The 15,275-nt window shown below is 39.9% G+C and carries 14 protein-coding genes; 7 read left to right on the top strand and 7 right to left on the bottom strand.

What is annotated here, in order from left to right:
* Nucleotides 1-84: 84 nt before the first annotated feature.
* The 4 genes from lysC to yedE all read left to right on the top strand — a co-directional run bounded on the left by lysC (nt 85) and on the right by yedE (nt 4,803).
* Complete coding sequence (gene lysC, locus DPV85_RS03755; protein ID WP_111327108.1) at nt 85-1,437, top strand: lysine-sensitive aspartokinase 3; 1,353 nt, start codon at nt 85-87, stop codon at nt 1,435-1,437.
* Between the two features lie 129 nt (nt 1,438-1,566).
* Nucleotides 1,567-2,865 (top strand): adenylosuccinate synthase, encoded by a 1,299-nt coding sequence (gene purA, locus DPV85_RS03750; RefSeq protein ID WP_049372489.1) that lies wholly within the window; start codon nt 1,567-1,569, stop codon nt 2,863-2,865.
* A 64-nt stretch (nt 2,866-2,929) separates the two neighbouring features.
* Nucleotides 2,930-3,595 carry a DUF484 family protein gene (locus tag DPV85_RS03745; RefSeq protein WP_111327107.1) on the top strand — a complete coding sequence of 222 codons (666 nt, stop codon included), beginning with the start codon at nt 2,930-2,932 and terminating at the stop codon, nt 3,593-3,595.
* A gap of 146 nt (nt 3,596-3,741) precedes the next feature.
* Complete coding sequence (yedE, locus tag DPV85_RS03740; RefSeq protein WP_111327106.1) at nt 3,742-4,803, top strand: YedE family putative selenium transporter; 1,062 nt, start codon at nt 3,742-3,744, stop codon at nt 4,801-4,803.
* A 93-nt stretch (nt 4,804-4,896) separates the two neighbouring features.
* On the opposite strand, the gene ilvN is transcribed toward yedE, so the two are convergent.
* The 3 genes from ilvN to fabB all read right to left on the bottom strand — a co-directional run bounded on the left by ilvN (nt 4,897) and on the right by fabB (nt 8,703).
* Nucleotides 4,897-5,388 (bottom strand): acetolactate synthase small subunit, encoded by a 492-nt coding sequence (gene ilvN / locus DPV85_RS03735; protein ID WP_005695880.1) that lies wholly within the window; start codon nt 5,386-5,388, stop codon nt 4,897-4,899.
* The gene (locus DPV85_RS03730) at nt 5,388-7,112 is read right to left on the bottom strand and encodes an acetolactate synthase 3 large subunit (RefSeq protein ID WP_111327105.1); all 1,725 of its coding nucleotides are present in this window, start codon (nt 7,110-7,112) and stop codon (nt 5,388-5,390) included. Before DPV85_RS03730 ends, ilvN begins: the two co-directional genes overlap by 1 nt.
* 370 nt (nt 7,113-7,482) lie before the next feature.
* Entirely contained in the window at nt 7,483-8,703 is a 1,221-nt protein-coding gene (fabB, locus tag DPV85_RS03725) for a beta-ketoacyl-ACP synthase I (RefSeq protein ID WP_111315755.1), read from the bottom strand.
* A 182-nt stretch (nt 8,704-8,885) separates the two neighbouring features.
* On the opposite strand from fabB, the gene mnmC reads away from it, so the two are divergent.
* Nucleotides 8,886-10,895: a bifunctional tRNA (5-methylaminomethyl-2-thiouridine)(34)-methyltransferase MnmC2/FAD-dependent 5-carboxymethylaminomethyl-2-thiouridine(34) oxidoreductase MnmC1 gene (gene mnmC, locus DPV85_RS03720; protein WP_111327104.1), complete on the top strand. Its 2,010-nt coding sequence runs from the start codon at nt 8,886-8,888 to the stop codon at nt 10,893-10,895.
* Nucleotides 10,896-10,926: 31 nt separating this feature from the next.
* Here mnmC and DPV85_RS03715 read toward each other — a convergent pair whose 3' ends face one another.
* Together DPV85_RS03715 and DPV85_RS03710 are read right to left on the bottom strand one after the other, a co-directional pair.
* Nucleotides 10,927-11,601, bottom strand: coding sequence for a tetratricopeptide repeat protein (locus tag DPV85_RS03715; RefSeq protein WP_111327103.1), 675 nt, complete (start codon nt 11,599-11,601; stop codon nt 10,927-10,929).
* 1 nt (nt 11,602) lies between these two features.
* Complete coding sequence (locus tag DPV85_RS03710) at nt 11,603-12,319, bottom strand: YwiC-like family protein (RefSeq protein WP_111327102.1); 717 nt, start codon at nt 12,317-12,319, stop codon at nt 11,603-11,605.
* 111 nt (nt 12,320-12,430) lie between these two features.
* Here DPV85_RS03710 and DPV85_RS03705 point away from each other — a divergent pair, with 111 nt between their 5' ends.
* Complete coding sequence (locus DPV85_RS03705) at nt 12,431-12,781, top strand: RidA family protein (RefSeq protein WP_005698531.1); 351 nt, start codon at nt 12,431-12,433, stop codon at nt 12,779-12,781.
* 89 nt (nt 12,782-12,870) lie between these two features.
* Nucleotides 12,871-13,281 carry a Z-ring associated ZapG family protein gene (locus DPV85_RS03700; RefSeq protein WP_111327101.1) on the top strand — a complete coding sequence of 137 codons (411 nt, stop codon included), beginning with the start codon at nt 12,871-12,873 and terminating at the stop codon, nt 13,279-13,281.
* 59 nt (nt 13,282-13,340) lie between these two features.
* Here the strand turns inward: DPV85_RS03700 and lolE are convergent, their stop codons facing one another.
* Both lolE and lolD read right to left on the bottom strand, forming a co-directional pair.
* Nucleotides 13,341-14,591, bottom strand: coding sequence for a lipoprotein-releasing ABC transporter permease subunit LolE (gene lolE / locus DPV85_RS03695; protein WP_111327100.1), 1,251 nt, complete (start codon nt 14,589-14,591; stop codon nt 13,341-13,343).
* Nucleotides 14,591-15,274 carry a lipoprotein-releasing ABC transporter ATP-binding protein LolD gene (gene lolD / locus DPV85_RS03690; protein WP_014065207.1) on the bottom strand — a complete coding sequence of 228 codons (684 nt, stop codon included), beginning with the start codon at nt 15,272-15,274 and terminating at the stop codon, nt 14,591-14,593. Before lolD ends, lolE begins: the two co-directional genes overlap by 1 nt.
* Nucleotide 15,275: the final 1 nt, after the last annotated feature.

The following is a 15,275-nucleotide window of genomic DNA, read 5'->3' as shown; positions in this document are numbered from 1 at the left end:
ATTTGACAATTTTTGATGAAATCGCTATTTCTAATATCCATCACAAACACAACATCTTACTTTTCATTTTTAGAGGATTATCTTATGTCTCATTTATCGGTAGCAAAATTTGGTGGTACATCCGTTGCAAACTATTCGGCTATGCAGGCTTGTGCCAAAATCATCATTGCAGATCCTAATACTCGCGTTGTGGTACTTTCCGCATCAGCCGGTGTAACGAACTTATTAGTTGCCCTAGCCAATGGTGTAGAAGCAGAAGAACGTGCAAAATTAATCGGTGAAGTCCGTCAAATTCAAGAAAATATTTTAAATGAATTACAAGATGATAGCCGTGTACGCCCTGTCATCGAAAAATACTTAGAAAATATTACCGCACTTTCTGAAGCGGCAAGCCTTGCGACATCAAAAGCTTTAACTGATGAAATCATCAGTCAAGGTGAAATGATGTCGACACAAATTTTCATTGAAGTATTAAGAGAATTACAAACCTCAGCTACTTGGGTCGATGTGCGTACTTTAGTCCCAACCAATGATAACTTTGGTAAAGCGGCACCAGATGACGCTCAAACTCAAGCAAACTGCGATAATTTATTAAAACCATTAATCGACCAAGGTGAATTAGTCATCACCCAAGGTTTTATCGGTCGTGAACCAGGCGGTAAAACGACTACTTTAGGTCGTGGTGGTAGTGACTACTCTGCTGCACTTTTAGCTGAAGTATTAAACGCAAAAGATGTATTAATTTGGACGGATGTGGCGGGAATTTACACCACGGATCCTCGTGTAGTCCCTGAAGCAAAACGTATTGATACCATGAGCTTTGCTGAAGCTGCTGAAATGGCAACTTTCGGCGCTAAAGTATTACACCCAGCAACGTTACTTCCAGCTGTACGCAGTAATATTCCCGTTTATGTAGGTTCAAGTAAAGCGCCTGATGCTGGCGGTACTTGGGTAACTCGCGATCCACAACCACGTCCGACATTCCGTGCTATTGCAGTACGTCGTGACCAAACTTTATTGACGCTTTCAAGCTTAAGCATGTTACACGCTCAAGGATTCCTTGCAAATGTATTCAATGTCTTAGCGAAACATAAAATTTCAGTGGATACGATCACAACCTCTGAAGTAAGCATTGCATTAACCTTAGATAAAACTGGCTCAGCTTCATCTGGTGTAGAATTACTTTCACCAGAATTATTAGAAGAATTAAGCCAATACTGCACCGTGAAAGTTGATACAGGCTTATCGCTTGTTGCATTAATTGGAAATGACTTACACCTCGCTTCAGGTGTGGCAAAACGTATTTTTGACACTCTTGAAGGCTATAACATTCGCATGATTAGCTATGGCGCAAGCACTAATAACATTTGTATGCTCGCGATGAGCGATAAAGCAGATGACGTGGTTCGTTCATTACACAAATCTTTGTTTGAATAATAAATTTATAAAAAGTGCGGTTAAAAATAACCGCACTTTTTTACGTTTAAAATTTGAGATTACAACCAAAAAAGAGTAAAGTAATTGTTTGTCTAATTTATAAACTTGCGCAAACTTAAGGCGGAAATTATGGGAAAAAGTGTTGTTGTTCTTGGCGCTCAGTGGGGCGATGAAGGAAAAGGCAAGATCGTTGATTTATTAACAGATCGAGTCAAATATGTGGTGCGTTACCAAGGTGGTCACAACGCAGGTCACACTTTAATTATTAATGGTGAAAAAACTGTATTACGATTAATTCCATCAGGTATTTTACGTGATAACGTGACCTGTTTAATTGGTAACGGTGTGGTACTTTCTCCTGCTGCATTAATGCAAGAAATGGGCGAATTAGAAAGCCGTGGCGTAAAAGTACGTGAACGTTTATTAATTTCAGAAGCTTGTCCATTAATCCTACCTTATCACGTTGCAATGGATCACGCTCGTGAAGCCGCGTTAGGCAAAAAAGCTATTGGTACAACCGGTCGTGGCATCGGCCCAGCTTATGAAGATAAAGTGGCTCGTCGTGGTTTACGTGTGGGCGATTTATTCAATCGCGAAGCCTTTGCTGAAAAATTAAAAAATATTCTTGAATACTATAATTTCCAATTAGTGAACTACTACAAAGTAGAACCTGTTGATTATCAAAAAACATTAGACGATGTGTTCGCGGTAGCTGATATTATTACTGGTATGGTGGCAGATATCACAACCATCTTAGATACCGCTCGTAAAAATGGTGACAACATCCTATTCGAAGGTGCACAAGGCACTATGCTTGATATCGACCACGGCACCTATCCGTATGTAACCAGTTCTAACACCACAGCCGGTGGCGTAGCAACAGGTTCTGGTTTCGGTCCTCGCAACCTTGACTATGTGTTAGGTATCATCAAAGCATACTGTACACGAGTTGGTGGCGGTCCATTCACCACAGAATTATTCGATGAAACTGGTGCTGAAATTGCTCGTAAAGGTAATGAATTTGGCGCTGTAACTGGTCGTCCTCGTCGTTGTGGTTGGTTTGATGCAGTAGCCATTCGCCGTGCAATTCAACTTAACTCTATTTCTGGCTTCTGTATGACCAAATTAGACGTATTAGATGGTTTCGATGAAGTGAAAATCTGTACAGCTTACAAAATGCCAAATGGCGAAATCGTTGAATATGCCCCATTAGCAGCGAAAGATTGGGAAGGTGTAGAGCCAATTTACGAAACCTTACCAGGCTGGAAAGAAAACACCTTCGGTGTAACTGATGTAAATAAATTACCGCAAACTTGCCGTAATTACATCAAACGTATCGAAGAAGTAACTGGCGTGCCAGTAGCTATCCTTTCAACGGGCCCAGATCGTGTTCAAACAATGATTTTACGCGATCCATTTGCTGCCTAAAACAACATAAAAATAAACCGCACTTTGGCATAACCAAGTGCGGTTATTTTTTAAGGAGTTTTTGATGACTGAACAAGATATTGTGGACTACCTAAAAAATCACCCTGATTTTTTTACCTATCACCCCGAGCTACTTCAACAGCTTACCATTTCTCATAGTCATGAAGAAGGGACGATTTCGTTAGTCGAAGCACAGCTTGCTCAGCAACGAGAACAAATTAAAACGCTTACTCAACTCCTCGAAAAATTTCATCAGCTTGCTCATCAAGAAGCAGATATTTTCTTTGCACTCTTGCCTTTGCAGAAGAAGCTGTTTCAAACAAACGACTTTATTGCCATCAATGAAAAGTTAGATGACTGGGCAAAAGACTATGAGTTAGAAGGCGCTAAAATTTTACTTTTCACAGATAGTTGGCCAAAAAATAGCACTATTCCTGAGCAACATTGGCTAGACAGAAAAGCCTTTGAACTTATTCGCCTAGAGCGTATGGGATTACGCCAATTCTATTTAGGCGATCTCTACAATAAAGAAAAAGCCCTCATGTTCCTTCCAGAAGAGCTCCCTATCGGCTCTGTGGCGATTTGCCGTTTGGATGGAACACCGCAAAAACCAACCGCACTTTTACTCTTCAAATCTCGAGACACTAACCGTTTCCATAACGACCAAGACACCACATTTCTTCGACATTTAGTCGATATTGTGGAATTGCATTTGGGAAGATGGCTTTAAAGGTTATTAATATCAAATTATTGATCCTGCTCACAATTTCAAAAAAATAAACTTTCTTTATTTTTCAACTCTTTCTACAATACCTTTGTTTTTATTATTAAAAACACACAATTCAATTTAACTTCAGATATCACAAGGGTCTAATTATGAAAATTTTAACTTGGCCTGTGGTTGCAGGTGCTGCACTTGGTATCGTTGCGCCACTTCTCACTTACAATGGCAATCCTGGTAATATGGGATTTTGTGCGGCTTGTTTCTTACGCGATACAGCAGGTTCGCTTGGATTACATCACGCTGCTCCATTACAATACCTTCGCCCAGAACTAATTGGATTAGTTTTAGGAGCTCTCGTCAGTGCATTCTTATCTAAGGAATTTAAACCTCGCGGAGGCTCTGCCCCACTCGCTCGTATTAGCTTAGGCTTTTTTGCTATGCTTGGTGCGCTCATTTTCTTAGGTTGTCCATGGCGTGCTTATTTACGATTAGGTGGCGGTGATCTCACTGCAATTGCAGGTATAGTAGGATTGTTTGCCGGTGTATTAGGCGGTATTTTCTTCGCGAATCGAGGATTCTCATTAGGTAAATCGAAGGAACAAAGCCAATCTTCGGGCTTAATCGGTCCAATTTTTGCCGTAATTTTGCTTGTTTTAGCCTTAACCCAATTTAAATTTGGTGAAAATCTCGCGATTTACACCTCTGAAAAAGGGCCTGGCGCACAACATGCGGCTATTTGGATGTCACTTGCTGGCGGATTACTTCTCGGTGTGCTGATGCAAAAATCGCGTTTTTGCACAATTGGAGCATTCCGAAACTTCGTCCTCTTCCGTGATGCACATTTATTAAACGGTGTGATTGCATTGATTGTCTTTGCCGCAATAACTAATGCCTTATTAGGACAATTCCATTTAGGCTTTGAAAAACAACCTATCGCACATAATGACTATCTCTACAATTTCCTTTCTATGGCACTTTGCGGACTTTGCTTTGCATTAGGTGGAGGTTGTCCAGGCAAACAACTAGTCAATATAGGGGAAGGTAACAATGACTCGGCATTATTTGTGCTCGGTATGCTACTGGGCGCAGCAGCGGCACATAACTTTGGTTTCGCAGCCGCTCCTACTGGCGTTCCAATCTTTACGCCTTATGTTTTAATTGCCGGCTTTGTGGTCTGCTTGTATATCGCATTAACAAATAAATCAGAAGCTTAACATTCATTCAAAATAAACAAAAAGGAAGTCAATTATGACTTCCTTTTTTCGTTTTTAAAAGTGCGGCCATTTTTAACCGCACTTTCTACATCATTAGAGAATATTTTTCTCGCCACGGGAAAGACTAATTAAGCCTGAACGAACAATCTCAAGTAATGTACTTTCTTCTTTCACAGCCTCAACAAAAGCATCTAATTTGTCTTTTGTACCCGTTAATTGAATGGTGTAAGATTTTGTTGTTACATCCACAATCTGACCACGGAAGATATCGGCTAAACGTTTTAACTCATCACGTGATGAACCCGTTGCTCGTACTTTCACTAACAACACTTCACGCTCAACATGCTCATGTTCACTCAAGTTAATAACTTTAAACACATCCACTAACTTGTGAAGTTGCTTTTCGATTTGTTCGAGTACTTGCTCATCACCCACTGCTTCAATCGTCATACGAGAAAGGGTTGGATCGTCCGTAGGTGCCACAGTTAAGCTTTCAATGTTAAATGCACGTTGGGAAAATAAGCCGACCACTCGAGATAATGCACCGGATTCATTTTCTAATAAAACAGATAAAATTCTACGCATTATTCGTTCTCCTCTTGTGGTTTGCTTAAAATCATCTCATTCATCGCCCCGCCGCGAACTTGCATTGGGTAAACGTGTTCGGTTTCATCAACGTTAATATCAACAAAGACCAATTTATTTTTAATACTAAAGGCTTCTTGTAATTTGCTTTCTAATTCATCTGGTGTTGAAATCTGAATTCCCACATGCCCATAAGATTCTGCCAACTTAACGAAATCCGGTAAAGAATTCATATAAGTTTGAGAATGACGGCCAGAGTAAATCAAATCTTGCCATTGTTTCACCATGCCTAAGAAGTGGTTGTTCAAACAAATCACTACGACTGGAATACCATATTGTGTTGCCGTTGAAAGCTCTTGGATATTCATTTGAATACTACCATCGCCCGTTACACAAACTACGGTTGCTTCAGGATGCGCAAGTTTCACCCCTAATGCTGCAGGTAAACCAAAGCCCATCGTACCCGCACCACCTGAATTGATCCAACGACGCGGTAAATCAAACGGATAATGTAATGCAGCAAACATTTGGTGTTGCCCTACATCCGATGCTACATAAGCTTGGCCTTTTGTAATGCGATATACCGCTTCCATCACTTGCTGTGGTTTGATGACGCCTGAAGTGCGGTCGAAATCCAAGCATTTTTTCGCTTTCCATTCATCGATTTGTTTCCACCAATCTTCTAAGTGATTTTGCGGACGTGAACCAATTTCTTCACCTAATAAACTTAAGAATTCATCCAATACATTTTTCGCGTTACCTACAATTGGAATCGCGGCAGGTACATTTTTAGAAATAGAGGTTGGGTCAATATCAATCTGAATCACTTTGGCATTCGGGCAATATTTATCTAAGTTATTAGTGGTACGGTCGTCAAAGCGCACCCCAACACCAAGAATTAGATCACTTTCATGCATGGCTGTATTGGCTTCATAAGTCCCGTGCATCCCAAGCATGCCTAAAAATTGTTTATCGGTACTTGGATATACACCTAAACCCATTAACGATGAAGTTACCGGTAAATTTAAACGTTGTGCAAATTGCGTTAATTCTTCATGACAGCCTGCTGCAATAGCACCACCACCGACGAATAAAACCGGTTTTTTAGCCACTAATAATGCTTTTAACGCTTTCTTAATTTGACCTTTGTGACCATTTACTGTTGGATTATAAGAACGAAGCTCTACAGATTTTGGATATTCGTAAGGATATTTTAAAGTTGGATTTACGGTATCTTTTGGAATATCTACGACAACGGGACCTGGACGGCCTGTTGAAGCAATATAAAAGGCTTTTTTCAAGATACCTGGAATGTCTTCAGCTTTTTTAACGATAAAGCTGTGTTTAACCACTGGGCGAGAAATCCCCACCATATCACATTCTTGGAACGCATCACGACCGATTAAGCTACTCATGACCTGACCTGAAATGATCACCATTGGTACTGAATCAGTATAAGCGGTCAAAATACCCGTAATCGCATTGGTCGCACCTGGTCCTGATGTGACTAACACACAACCCACTTTACCTGTCGCACGTGCATAACCATCTGCCATATGTACCGCAGCTTGCTCATGACGAACTAAAATATGTTCAATCCCACCAAGAGTATGAATTGCATCATAAATATCCAATACGGCACCGCCCGGATAACCAAATAAATACTCAACGCCTTCGTCACGCAAAGACTGAACCACCATTTCCGCACCGGATAATTTCTTCATATTTTACTCCTAAAACTGACCGCACTTTTATTTGTTACGATTCGTGTCAAAACAATGGAAACATCATACCGAAAGAAAACGGCTTGTCCAGCATGAGAAAAGTCTAAAAAAATGAATTAAAAAGCATTAAAAACCAATAAAGTTCAAATATTAAGATTTAAATAAAGATAATTGATATAAAAAACAGAAAATTGTAGTTTTATATGGAGTTTTATAAAAATAAAAAAATTTTATTCTTTTGTTCAGAAATTTGAACTAGATCACATTTTAAATGTTGTTTTCTCTTATGAGTGGAAGGAAAAGAATCGATGACAAGAAAAAACCGCACTTGGAAGCCCCAAAGTGCGGTTCGATTTTAAGCGATTTTTAATTAGCCGTTATAGCGTTTGAACACTAAAGTCGCGTTTGTACCACCGAAACCAAAGCTGTTTGACATTACAGTTTGTAAGCCTGCATTTTCTTTTGTTTCAGTCACGATATTGCAGCCTTCTGCCGCTTCGTCTAATGTTTCAATATTAATGCTTGGTGCAATAAAGTCATTGTGTAACATTAATAAGGTATAGATTGCTTCGTGTGCACCTGCTGCACCTAAAGAGTGACCTGTCATTGATTTGGTTGAAGAAATCGCTGGGATTTTGTCACCAAATACATTTTTGATTGCACCTAATTCTTTTACGTCACCAACTGGTGTTGATGTACCGTGTACGTTAATGTAATCAATCGGGGTATCTACCGTTGCCATCGCTTGTTTCATACAACGCTCTGCACCTTCACCGCTTGGCGCTACCATGTCGTAACCATCAGAGGTTGCACCATAACCTACGATTTCAGCGTAGATTTTTGCACCACGTGCTAATGCGTGTTCTAATTCTTCAACCACCACAACTGCACCACCACCTGCGATAACGAAACCATCACGGTTTGCATCGTAAGCACGAGACGCTTTTTCTGGGGTATCATTGTATTTAGTTGAAACCGCACCCATTGCATCAAATTCAGTTGCACATTCCCAAGATAATTCTTCCGCACCACCTGCGAAAACCACATCTTGTTTACCTAATTGAATTAATTCTACTGCGTGACCGATACAGTGTGCAGACGTTGCACAAGCAGAACTGATTGAGTAATTTACACCACGGATTTTATAAGGGGTTGCTAAACAAGCTGATACGCTTGAAGCCATGGTTTTAGTTACTGCGTAAGGACCAATTGCTTTCACACCACGTGGACCACGCACTGCATCACAAGCCACTAATTGGTTGTGTGCTGAACCAGTACCTGCACCGATTACAAGACCTGTACGGTCATTTGAAACTTGATCTTCCGTTAAACCTGAATCTTCAATCGCTTCACGCATAGAAAGGTATGCATAAGCTGCCGCATCACCCATAAAACGATACACTTTACGATCGATGTGCTCGCTTGGATCAAGTTTGATTGTGCCGGCAACATGGCTACGCATTTTCATTTCAATAAACTCAGGCACGACTTCAATACCAGATTTACCTGCTTTTAATGAAGCCAAAACTTCTTCTTTGTTGTTACCGATACTTGAAATAATACCAAAACCAGTAATTACAGCTCTTTTCATTCTTTATTCCTTATGAGTTAGGGGAAATTTAATTCAACTTACAGTTGTTAGCTGAACGCAATTTACTATGAAATGAAAATATTGCAAGCAATAATTCATTTGTTCGACCAGTTAAGTTTTAACCGACTCAAAATTTCCGTGCTATTATAAAAGAATTTGATAAGGCAAAAAAGGGCTAACACATGTTCACCATTCAGCACGCAAAAATTCATTTTAACGAAGAGAATACCCCTGTTTCGGATAAATTTGATGATGTGTATTTTTCTAATCAAGATGGTTTAGCGGAAACGCATTACGTGTTTTTAGAAGGCAATCAGTTGTGGGAACGTTGGGTTAATTATCAAGAAGCCCATTTTGTTATTGCTGAAACAGGGTTTGGCACAGGATTAAATTTCTTTGCGGTGACCACGCTATTCCGTGAATTTCGTCAAAAATACCCTGATTCGCCTTTAAAACGCCTTTATTTTATCTCTTTTGAAAAATACCCTTTGCTACTTGATGCATTACAACAAGCCCATTTAGCCTATCCGCAATTTTCTCATCTCGCTCAGCATTTACAACAGCATTGGCTTAATCCCATTCAGGGTTGCTATCGTTTTCAGTTTGATGAAACCACGTTAGATCTTTGGTTTGGTGATGTGGCTGAAAATCTGCCGCAACTGGGCGATTATATGAATGATAAAATTGATGCGTGGTTTTTAGATGGCTTTGCACCAAGTAAAAATCCAGACATGTGGAACGAGCAGCTTTATCAACAAATGTTTCGTTTTACCAAACCACAAGGCACCTTTGCGACCTTTACTGCGGCAAGTGCGGTGAGAAAAGGCTTAGAAAATGCGGGCTTTGATATTACAAAACGCAAAGGCTTTGGTAAAAAACGAGAATGTCTTTCTGGGCAAAAAACGCATGAAAAACTGACCGCACTTACAGCCCCCTGGTTTCATAGTCAGTCCGCGAATCTAAACGAGCAAGATATTGCCATTATTGGGGGCGGAATAGCCTCGCTTTGTACGGCTATTTCATTGGTTAAACGTGGGGCTAAAATTACAATTTATTGCGAAGATGAGCAAACTGCCCTTAATGCCTCTGGTAATAAACAAGGAGCCTTTTATCCGCAACTGAGTGATGATAACGAACGCAATATTCGTTTTTATATTCATGCTTTTGCCTATGGTCATCAATTCCTACAATGGGCAATTCAACAACAAATCGAATTTGAACATGAGTTCTGCGGTGTCGCACTTTGTGCTTACTACGACAAAGCTGAAAGTAAATTAAGTAAAATCGCTGAGCTGAATTTGCCTTCTGATTTATATCAGTCATTAAGTCAAACTGAATTAAGCGAAAAAGTCGGTTTGCCGTTACCTTTTGGGGGCGGTTTTATTCCTCAAGGCGCTTGGCTTGCACCACGTCAGTTAGTTCAGCATGCTTTTGCCTTTTTAGAGAAACAAGGTGTCCAAATTAAAACATCACAAAAAGTAACCGCACTTTCGCAAACAGAATACGGTTGGCAAATCACCACAGCTGAAAATGAAACTTTCTGCCATGAAGTAGTTGTTTTGGCAAACGGGCATAAACTCACTGAGTTTGAACAAACACAAAAACTCCCGCTCTATCCTGTTCGCGGGCAAGTGAGCCAAATTCCAACATCCGCAAACTTGCTTAAACTCAAAACTGTGTTGTGCTATGACGGCTATCTGACTCCAGTCGATCAAGCGAAAGCCAGTCATTGTATTGGCGCAAGTCATGTTCGTGATAATGCGACTCGTGAATTTAGCCTAACCGAACAGCAAGAAAACCAACAAAAAATTCAGCAAAATATTCCTGAAGATTGGACAAAAGAAGTGGATACATCGGGTAATCTTGCTCGAATCGGTGTACGTTGTTCAGTACGTGACCTCACCCCAATGATGGGGGCCGTTCCGCATTTTTCAGCTCAGCAAACACAATATCAGAATTTGTTTAATTTACGACGCCGTAAGCAGCCAATAGAACAAGCCGAAAACTACCCTAATCTCTATTTAATCGGTGCATTAGGCTCTCGAGGATTAACCTCTGCACCATTTTTAGGGGAAACACTGGCTTCCTTAATTTATGGCGAGCCCTTACCGATGAGCGAAGATCTGATTCATAACTTAATGCCAAACCGCAGTTGGGTCAGACGCTGGTTGAAAGGAGCGGACGTGAAATAAAAAAAGTGCGGTTAAAATCAACCGCACTTTTTTAATACAAGCTTAAACGTTGTAATCGCTGTCTGGCGATTTCTTTGATTTCATCCTTTTTCGCTGTATTCATAATTTCCAAATAAAGTAATTTGGCCAAGCCAATATTGACTTGTGTTCCAATCCCTTCTTCATACAAACTAGCTAAACGGAATCGCCCCTCATTACTACCCGCATTCGCGGCTTTTTGAAACCATTCAAAGGCTTTGGTAAATTCTTTCTGATTGGTATAAATTTCCCCTAATGTAAGCATAGCATCGGGATCTTTTGTTGCACTTGCTTCAAATAATTTAATCGCTTGAGCGGTATTTTGTTTCACATAGTTGTTGCCGTTGAAATACATGACTGCCAAATTATTGATAGCTTTAATACTGCCTCGCTCAGCGGCTTCGCTAAACCACCAATAAGCCAACTCTTTATTTTCATCCACTCCACGGCCTAAATTATAAAGCATCCCTAAATTGCTTTGCGCTTGTAAATTACCTTCCAACGCAAGAGGATACATAATTTCAAAAACGGCTTTCCAATCTTGTTTCTCAGCGAGCTTTTGCGCTAGATCCATTTTTTGCTGATCCGTCATTTGCGCTTTATCAACCAAATCAATGGTTTTCATCGCAAATGCTGAACTACTTAAGGTAAGTGTGGCGAGGAGTAAAAGTTTGGCTAATGTCTTCATCTTATAACGTCGCTATCAATAAAATAATTAAAAAAATCGCAGATGTTCCGAATTCTATTAGACCGACTTGCTTAACCGAAAGTTTCTTGGTTGGTAAATAAATAGCGCGAATTAACGCCGGCACAAAAGCAAGTGATAAGACATATTGTTGGGTAAACAAGCAACCGAGTACACAAAGCACGTGGAAAATAATGGAGGCTTTGAGATAAAGCGGATTTTTACGTTCACGCATCATTGATTTGACGTAAAGCGTGGTACCAATAAAAAATAAGCTTGGATACAGCGCCACCCACCAGATTTTTTCATCAAAAGTGCGGTCAGAAAAATAATAGGATCCCATGCCTGCAAGGGCAAAAATTGCAATACCAGCTAAATCATTGAGAAGATTGCGTTCATCTTTTTTCTTGGTGTAATAGATACTCACCAACACAAAAGGAAACATGGCGGCAATAAAGAAAAGAATTTGCCAGTTATAAAAAATGGCAGGAATCGCAAATAAAAAAGCTGCAACACCATAGATGATTGTCCACTTTTTATATTCCGCCATATTTTTGCCTTTAAAGAGACTAAGCATTGGGTAACTCAGCAAATACATGGTGAACCAAGCTAAAAGCAAAAAGAAATGCGCCCAAACAGGTGAAGCTAATAACATACCGTAAACAAAAGGCAATAATGCCATCACAATGGCGCCATATTGATTCGAAATCAGGAGTTTCATAGTTCTCTTTAGTTGATAAAAATTCTCAGTTATTTTATCCCACAATTTCTTGATTTACAAAGTCTAAAACCGCCTTTAGAATGGAATTATCTTCATCAAAAAGGAGCCATTATGTCGATTCAACGCATTCAACCAAGCAAACGCTTTTCTGAAGTCGTTATTCATAACAATACCGCCTATTTTGCTGGCCAAGTACCGGAAAAAACCGTTAAGCAAAATGCTTACGAACAAACCAAAGAAGTCCTTTCACTGATCGATAAATTATTGGCTGAAATTGGTTCAGAAAAAAGCAAAATTCTTACCACGCAAATCTTCCTTGCAGATATGGCAGACTATGCTCAACTTAACCAAGCATGGGATGAATGGGTCGATAGCCAAAATCCACCAAGCCGAGCAACGGTAGAAGCAAAACTTGCAGATCCTGATTGGAAAGTTGAGATCGTTATTATTGCGGCTGTATAAACAAGTTTTTTCAAAATGTGACCAACCGCAAAGAAAGTTTTTTGTTTTTCCTTTACACTAAACACTGAATTCAAAAGAAGGAGTAATGTATGCAATCATGGACACCAGAAATGTGGCAAGCTGCAGTGATTGGGCTTGTTGTTGGCGTAATCTTAGGCTATGTCTTATTACGATTAACAAAAGGGTCTGTTAAAAAACAAGTTCAAACCGAAGCTGAACTAAAAGAAGTAAAAACACAATTAAGCGATAAACAAGCACAACTTGAAAAACATTTCGCAGAAAGTGCTGAATTATTTAAAACCTTAATTGGTGATTATCAAAAACTGTACCGTCACTATGCCGTTTCATCTGAAGCCTTGCTTGGCAGTAAACCTGCCGACAAAGGTTTATTTACCCAGCAATTGGTGACCGCCTCATCAGAAAGTAAATCTGAAGAGCCACCGCGTGATTATTCTGAAGGTTCATCTGGCTTATTAAAAACAGATAAAGAAAACCAATAATGATTAACGGTTGAACAATAAAAAAATCAGGGATTAAATACTTAATCCCTGATTTTTTATTAGTGATTACTCAATACTTGAGCCGGTTGTAACTTCGCGGCTCGACTGGCTGGATAAAGACTGGCGAGTAAACTCAATACCAATGCCGCCACGAGAACTAATACAACATCGAACCAATGTAATTCGCTTGGTAAAAAATCAACGAAATAGATGCCATCTGATAACAGTTTTTTACCAAGTAATGCCTCGATGCCTTGAATAATCGGCGTGAGATTCAGCGCGAGTACAACACCTAACACGATACCAATCAAACACCCTTTCATTCCTGCAAGCAAGCCATACCAAATAAAGATCTGCTTAATAAAGCCATTATTTGCCCCCAGGGTTCGCATAATCGCAATATCACCTTGCTTGTCTTTTACCGCCATAATTAAAGTAGAAACGATATTAAAACACGCCACCCCAATTACAAGCACCATCGCAATATACATCACAGTACGGATAAGCTGAATATCACGATACATATAGCCAAATTTTGCCACCCAGTTTTGAATGTAAAGCAGTTGAGGATAATCATTTAGCATCGAATAATCCATGTCTTGTACTTTGAATGGATCATCCACTTTTAATTCAACACCCGTAATTTGATCTTCGCGATACCCCATTAATTCTTGAGCTTGAGGCAATGCCAGTAAGGCATAACTGTGGTCTAACTGACCATCTAAACGCAAAATAGCGGTCACTTGAATACGCTCACGATTAGGTTGCGCCATTTGATCTTCGCCATTCGGTTGAGAGATTAATAACGACACCCAATCGCCAGCTTTAACATCTAACGCTTTGGCAATACCAGAGCCCAGCACCAATCCGCCTTCTTCTGCAAATTTTTGCCAGCCATCACCTTCCACAAACTTACCAAGAGAACTTACTTGATCTTCAGCTTGTTTATCGACCCCTTTCACTTGAACGACTTTAAGTTTATTGCCGTTTTCAACTAAGGCAGTAAAACTCACAAAAGGTGAAAGTGCGGTAATTTTTTTATTTGTTTTTAGACGATCTGCTAGCTTTTGCCAATGGTTTAATGTGGCTTCATTGCCCTGTGGATTTACTGTAATTTCCACATGTGGCACGACAGCCAAAATGCGCGAGTTTAATTCTCGCTCAAAGCCATTCATCGCACTTAACCCCACGATCAACACCGCCACGCCAAGGGCGATACCGATAGCAGAGAATTTTGAAATTAACGCCACCAACGGATTCTTTTGCTTACCTCGTTGATAACGCCAACTAATGAAAAAAGGCGTATTCATTATGCACCTTCCTTCAAAATGCCGTCTTGCATGGTTAAGCAACGAGACAGTTTTTGCGCTAATGACATATCATGTGTAACCAATAAAAACGCAATGTTTTGTTCCGCATTCAAGGTTTGAATCAACTCAAAAATACTTTCGGTGGTTTTATGATCCAAGTTCCCAGTTGGTTCATCGGCCAAGACAAGAGCGGGATTATTCACTAATGCACGAGCAATCGCCACTCGTTGACGTTCACCGCCCGAAAGTGCAGATGGACGATGAGTAATGCGATGACTTAAGCCTACTGCACCCAATATTTTTTCAGCACGATCTTTTGCTTCTGTTTTATTCTGACGACCAATTAACATCGGCATCATCACATTTTCTAACGCAGTAAAATCCGCCATTAAATGGTGAAATTGATATACAAACCCTAGATTTTGGTTACGTAATTTAGCCAATTCACTTTCAGACGCCTTTTGCAAAGATTGCCCTTTAATAAACACTTCCCCACTGCTTGGCTGATCTAAACCACCTAAAGTGTGTAATAAAGTACTTTTTCCCGAACCAGAACTTCCCACAATCGCCACTAATTCTTGTGGTTTCATGGCAAAGCTTACGCCTTTTAATACTTGGGTTTGGTTCTCGCCTTCTTGGTAAAATTTATTAATATTTTGGCATTCTAATAAGTAGTTATTCATA

Origin of the sequence: Haemophilus parainfluenzae (genome assembly GCF_003252725.1) — a bacterium.
In the GTDB taxonomy this organism is placed as follows: domain Bacteria; phylum Pseudomonadota; class Gammaproteobacteria; order Enterobacterales; family Pasteurellaceae; genus Haemophilus_D; species Haemophilus_D parainfluenzae_L.
The sequence above is the reverse complement of the archived record's forward strand: the minus strand, read 5'-3'. Positions and strand labels throughout refer to the sequence as shown.

Bases quoted from the DNA above. Each gene is read 5' to 3' on its own strand.
- lysC (WP_111327108.1), top strand. From the start codon at position 85: ATGTCTCATTTATCGGTAGCAAAATTTGGTGGTACATCCGTTGCAAAC.
- purA (WP_049372489.1), top strand. From the start codon at position 1,567: ATGGGAAAAAGTGTTGTTGTTCTTGGCGCTCAGTGGGGCGATGAAGGA.
- DPV85_RS03745 (WP_111327107.1), top strand. From the start codon at position 2,930: ATGACTGAACAAGATATTGTGGACTACCTAAAAAATCACCCTGATTTT.
- yedE (WP_111327106.1), top strand. From the start codon at position 3,742: ATGAAAATTTTAACTTGGCCTGTGGTTGCAGGTGCTGCACTTGGTATC.
- ilvN (WP_005695880.1), bottom strand. From the start codon at position 5,388: ATGCGTAGAATTTTATCTGTTTTATTAGAAAATGAATCCGGTGCATTA.
- DPV85_RS03730 (WP_111327105.1), bottom strand. From the start codon at position 7,112: ATGAAGAAATTATCCGGTGCGGAAATGGTGGTTCAGTCTTTGCGTGAC.
- fabB (WP_111315755.1), bottom strand. From the start codon at position 8,703: ATGAAAAGAGCTGTAATTACTGGTTTTGGTATTATTTCAAGTATCGGT.
- mnmC (WP_111327104.1), top strand. From the start codon at position 8,886: ATGTTCACCATTCAGCACGCAAAAATTCATTTTAACGAAGAGAATACC.
- DPV85_RS03715 (WP_111327103.1), bottom strand. From the start codon at position 11,601: ATGAAGACATTAGCCAAACTTTTACTCCTCGCCACACTTACCTTAAGT.
- DPV85_RS03710 (WP_111327102.1), bottom strand. From the start codon at position 12,319: ATGAAACTCCTGATTTCGAATCAATATGGCGCCATTGTGATGGCATTA.
- DPV85_RS03705 (WP_005698531.1), top strand. From the start codon at position 12,431: ATGTCGATTCAACGCATTCAACCAAGCAAACGCTTTTCTGAAGTCGTT.
- DPV85_RS03700 (WP_111327101.1), top strand. From the start codon at position 12,871: ATGCAATCATGGACACCAGAAATGTGGCAAGCTGCAGTGATTGGGCTT.
- lolE (WP_111327100.1), bottom strand. From the start codon at position 14,591: ATGAATACGCCTTTTTTCATTAGTTGGCGTTATCAACGAGGTAAGCAA.
- lolD (WP_014065207.1), bottom strand. From the start codon at position 15,274: ATGAATAACTACTTATTAGAATGCCAAAATATTAATAAATTTTACCAA.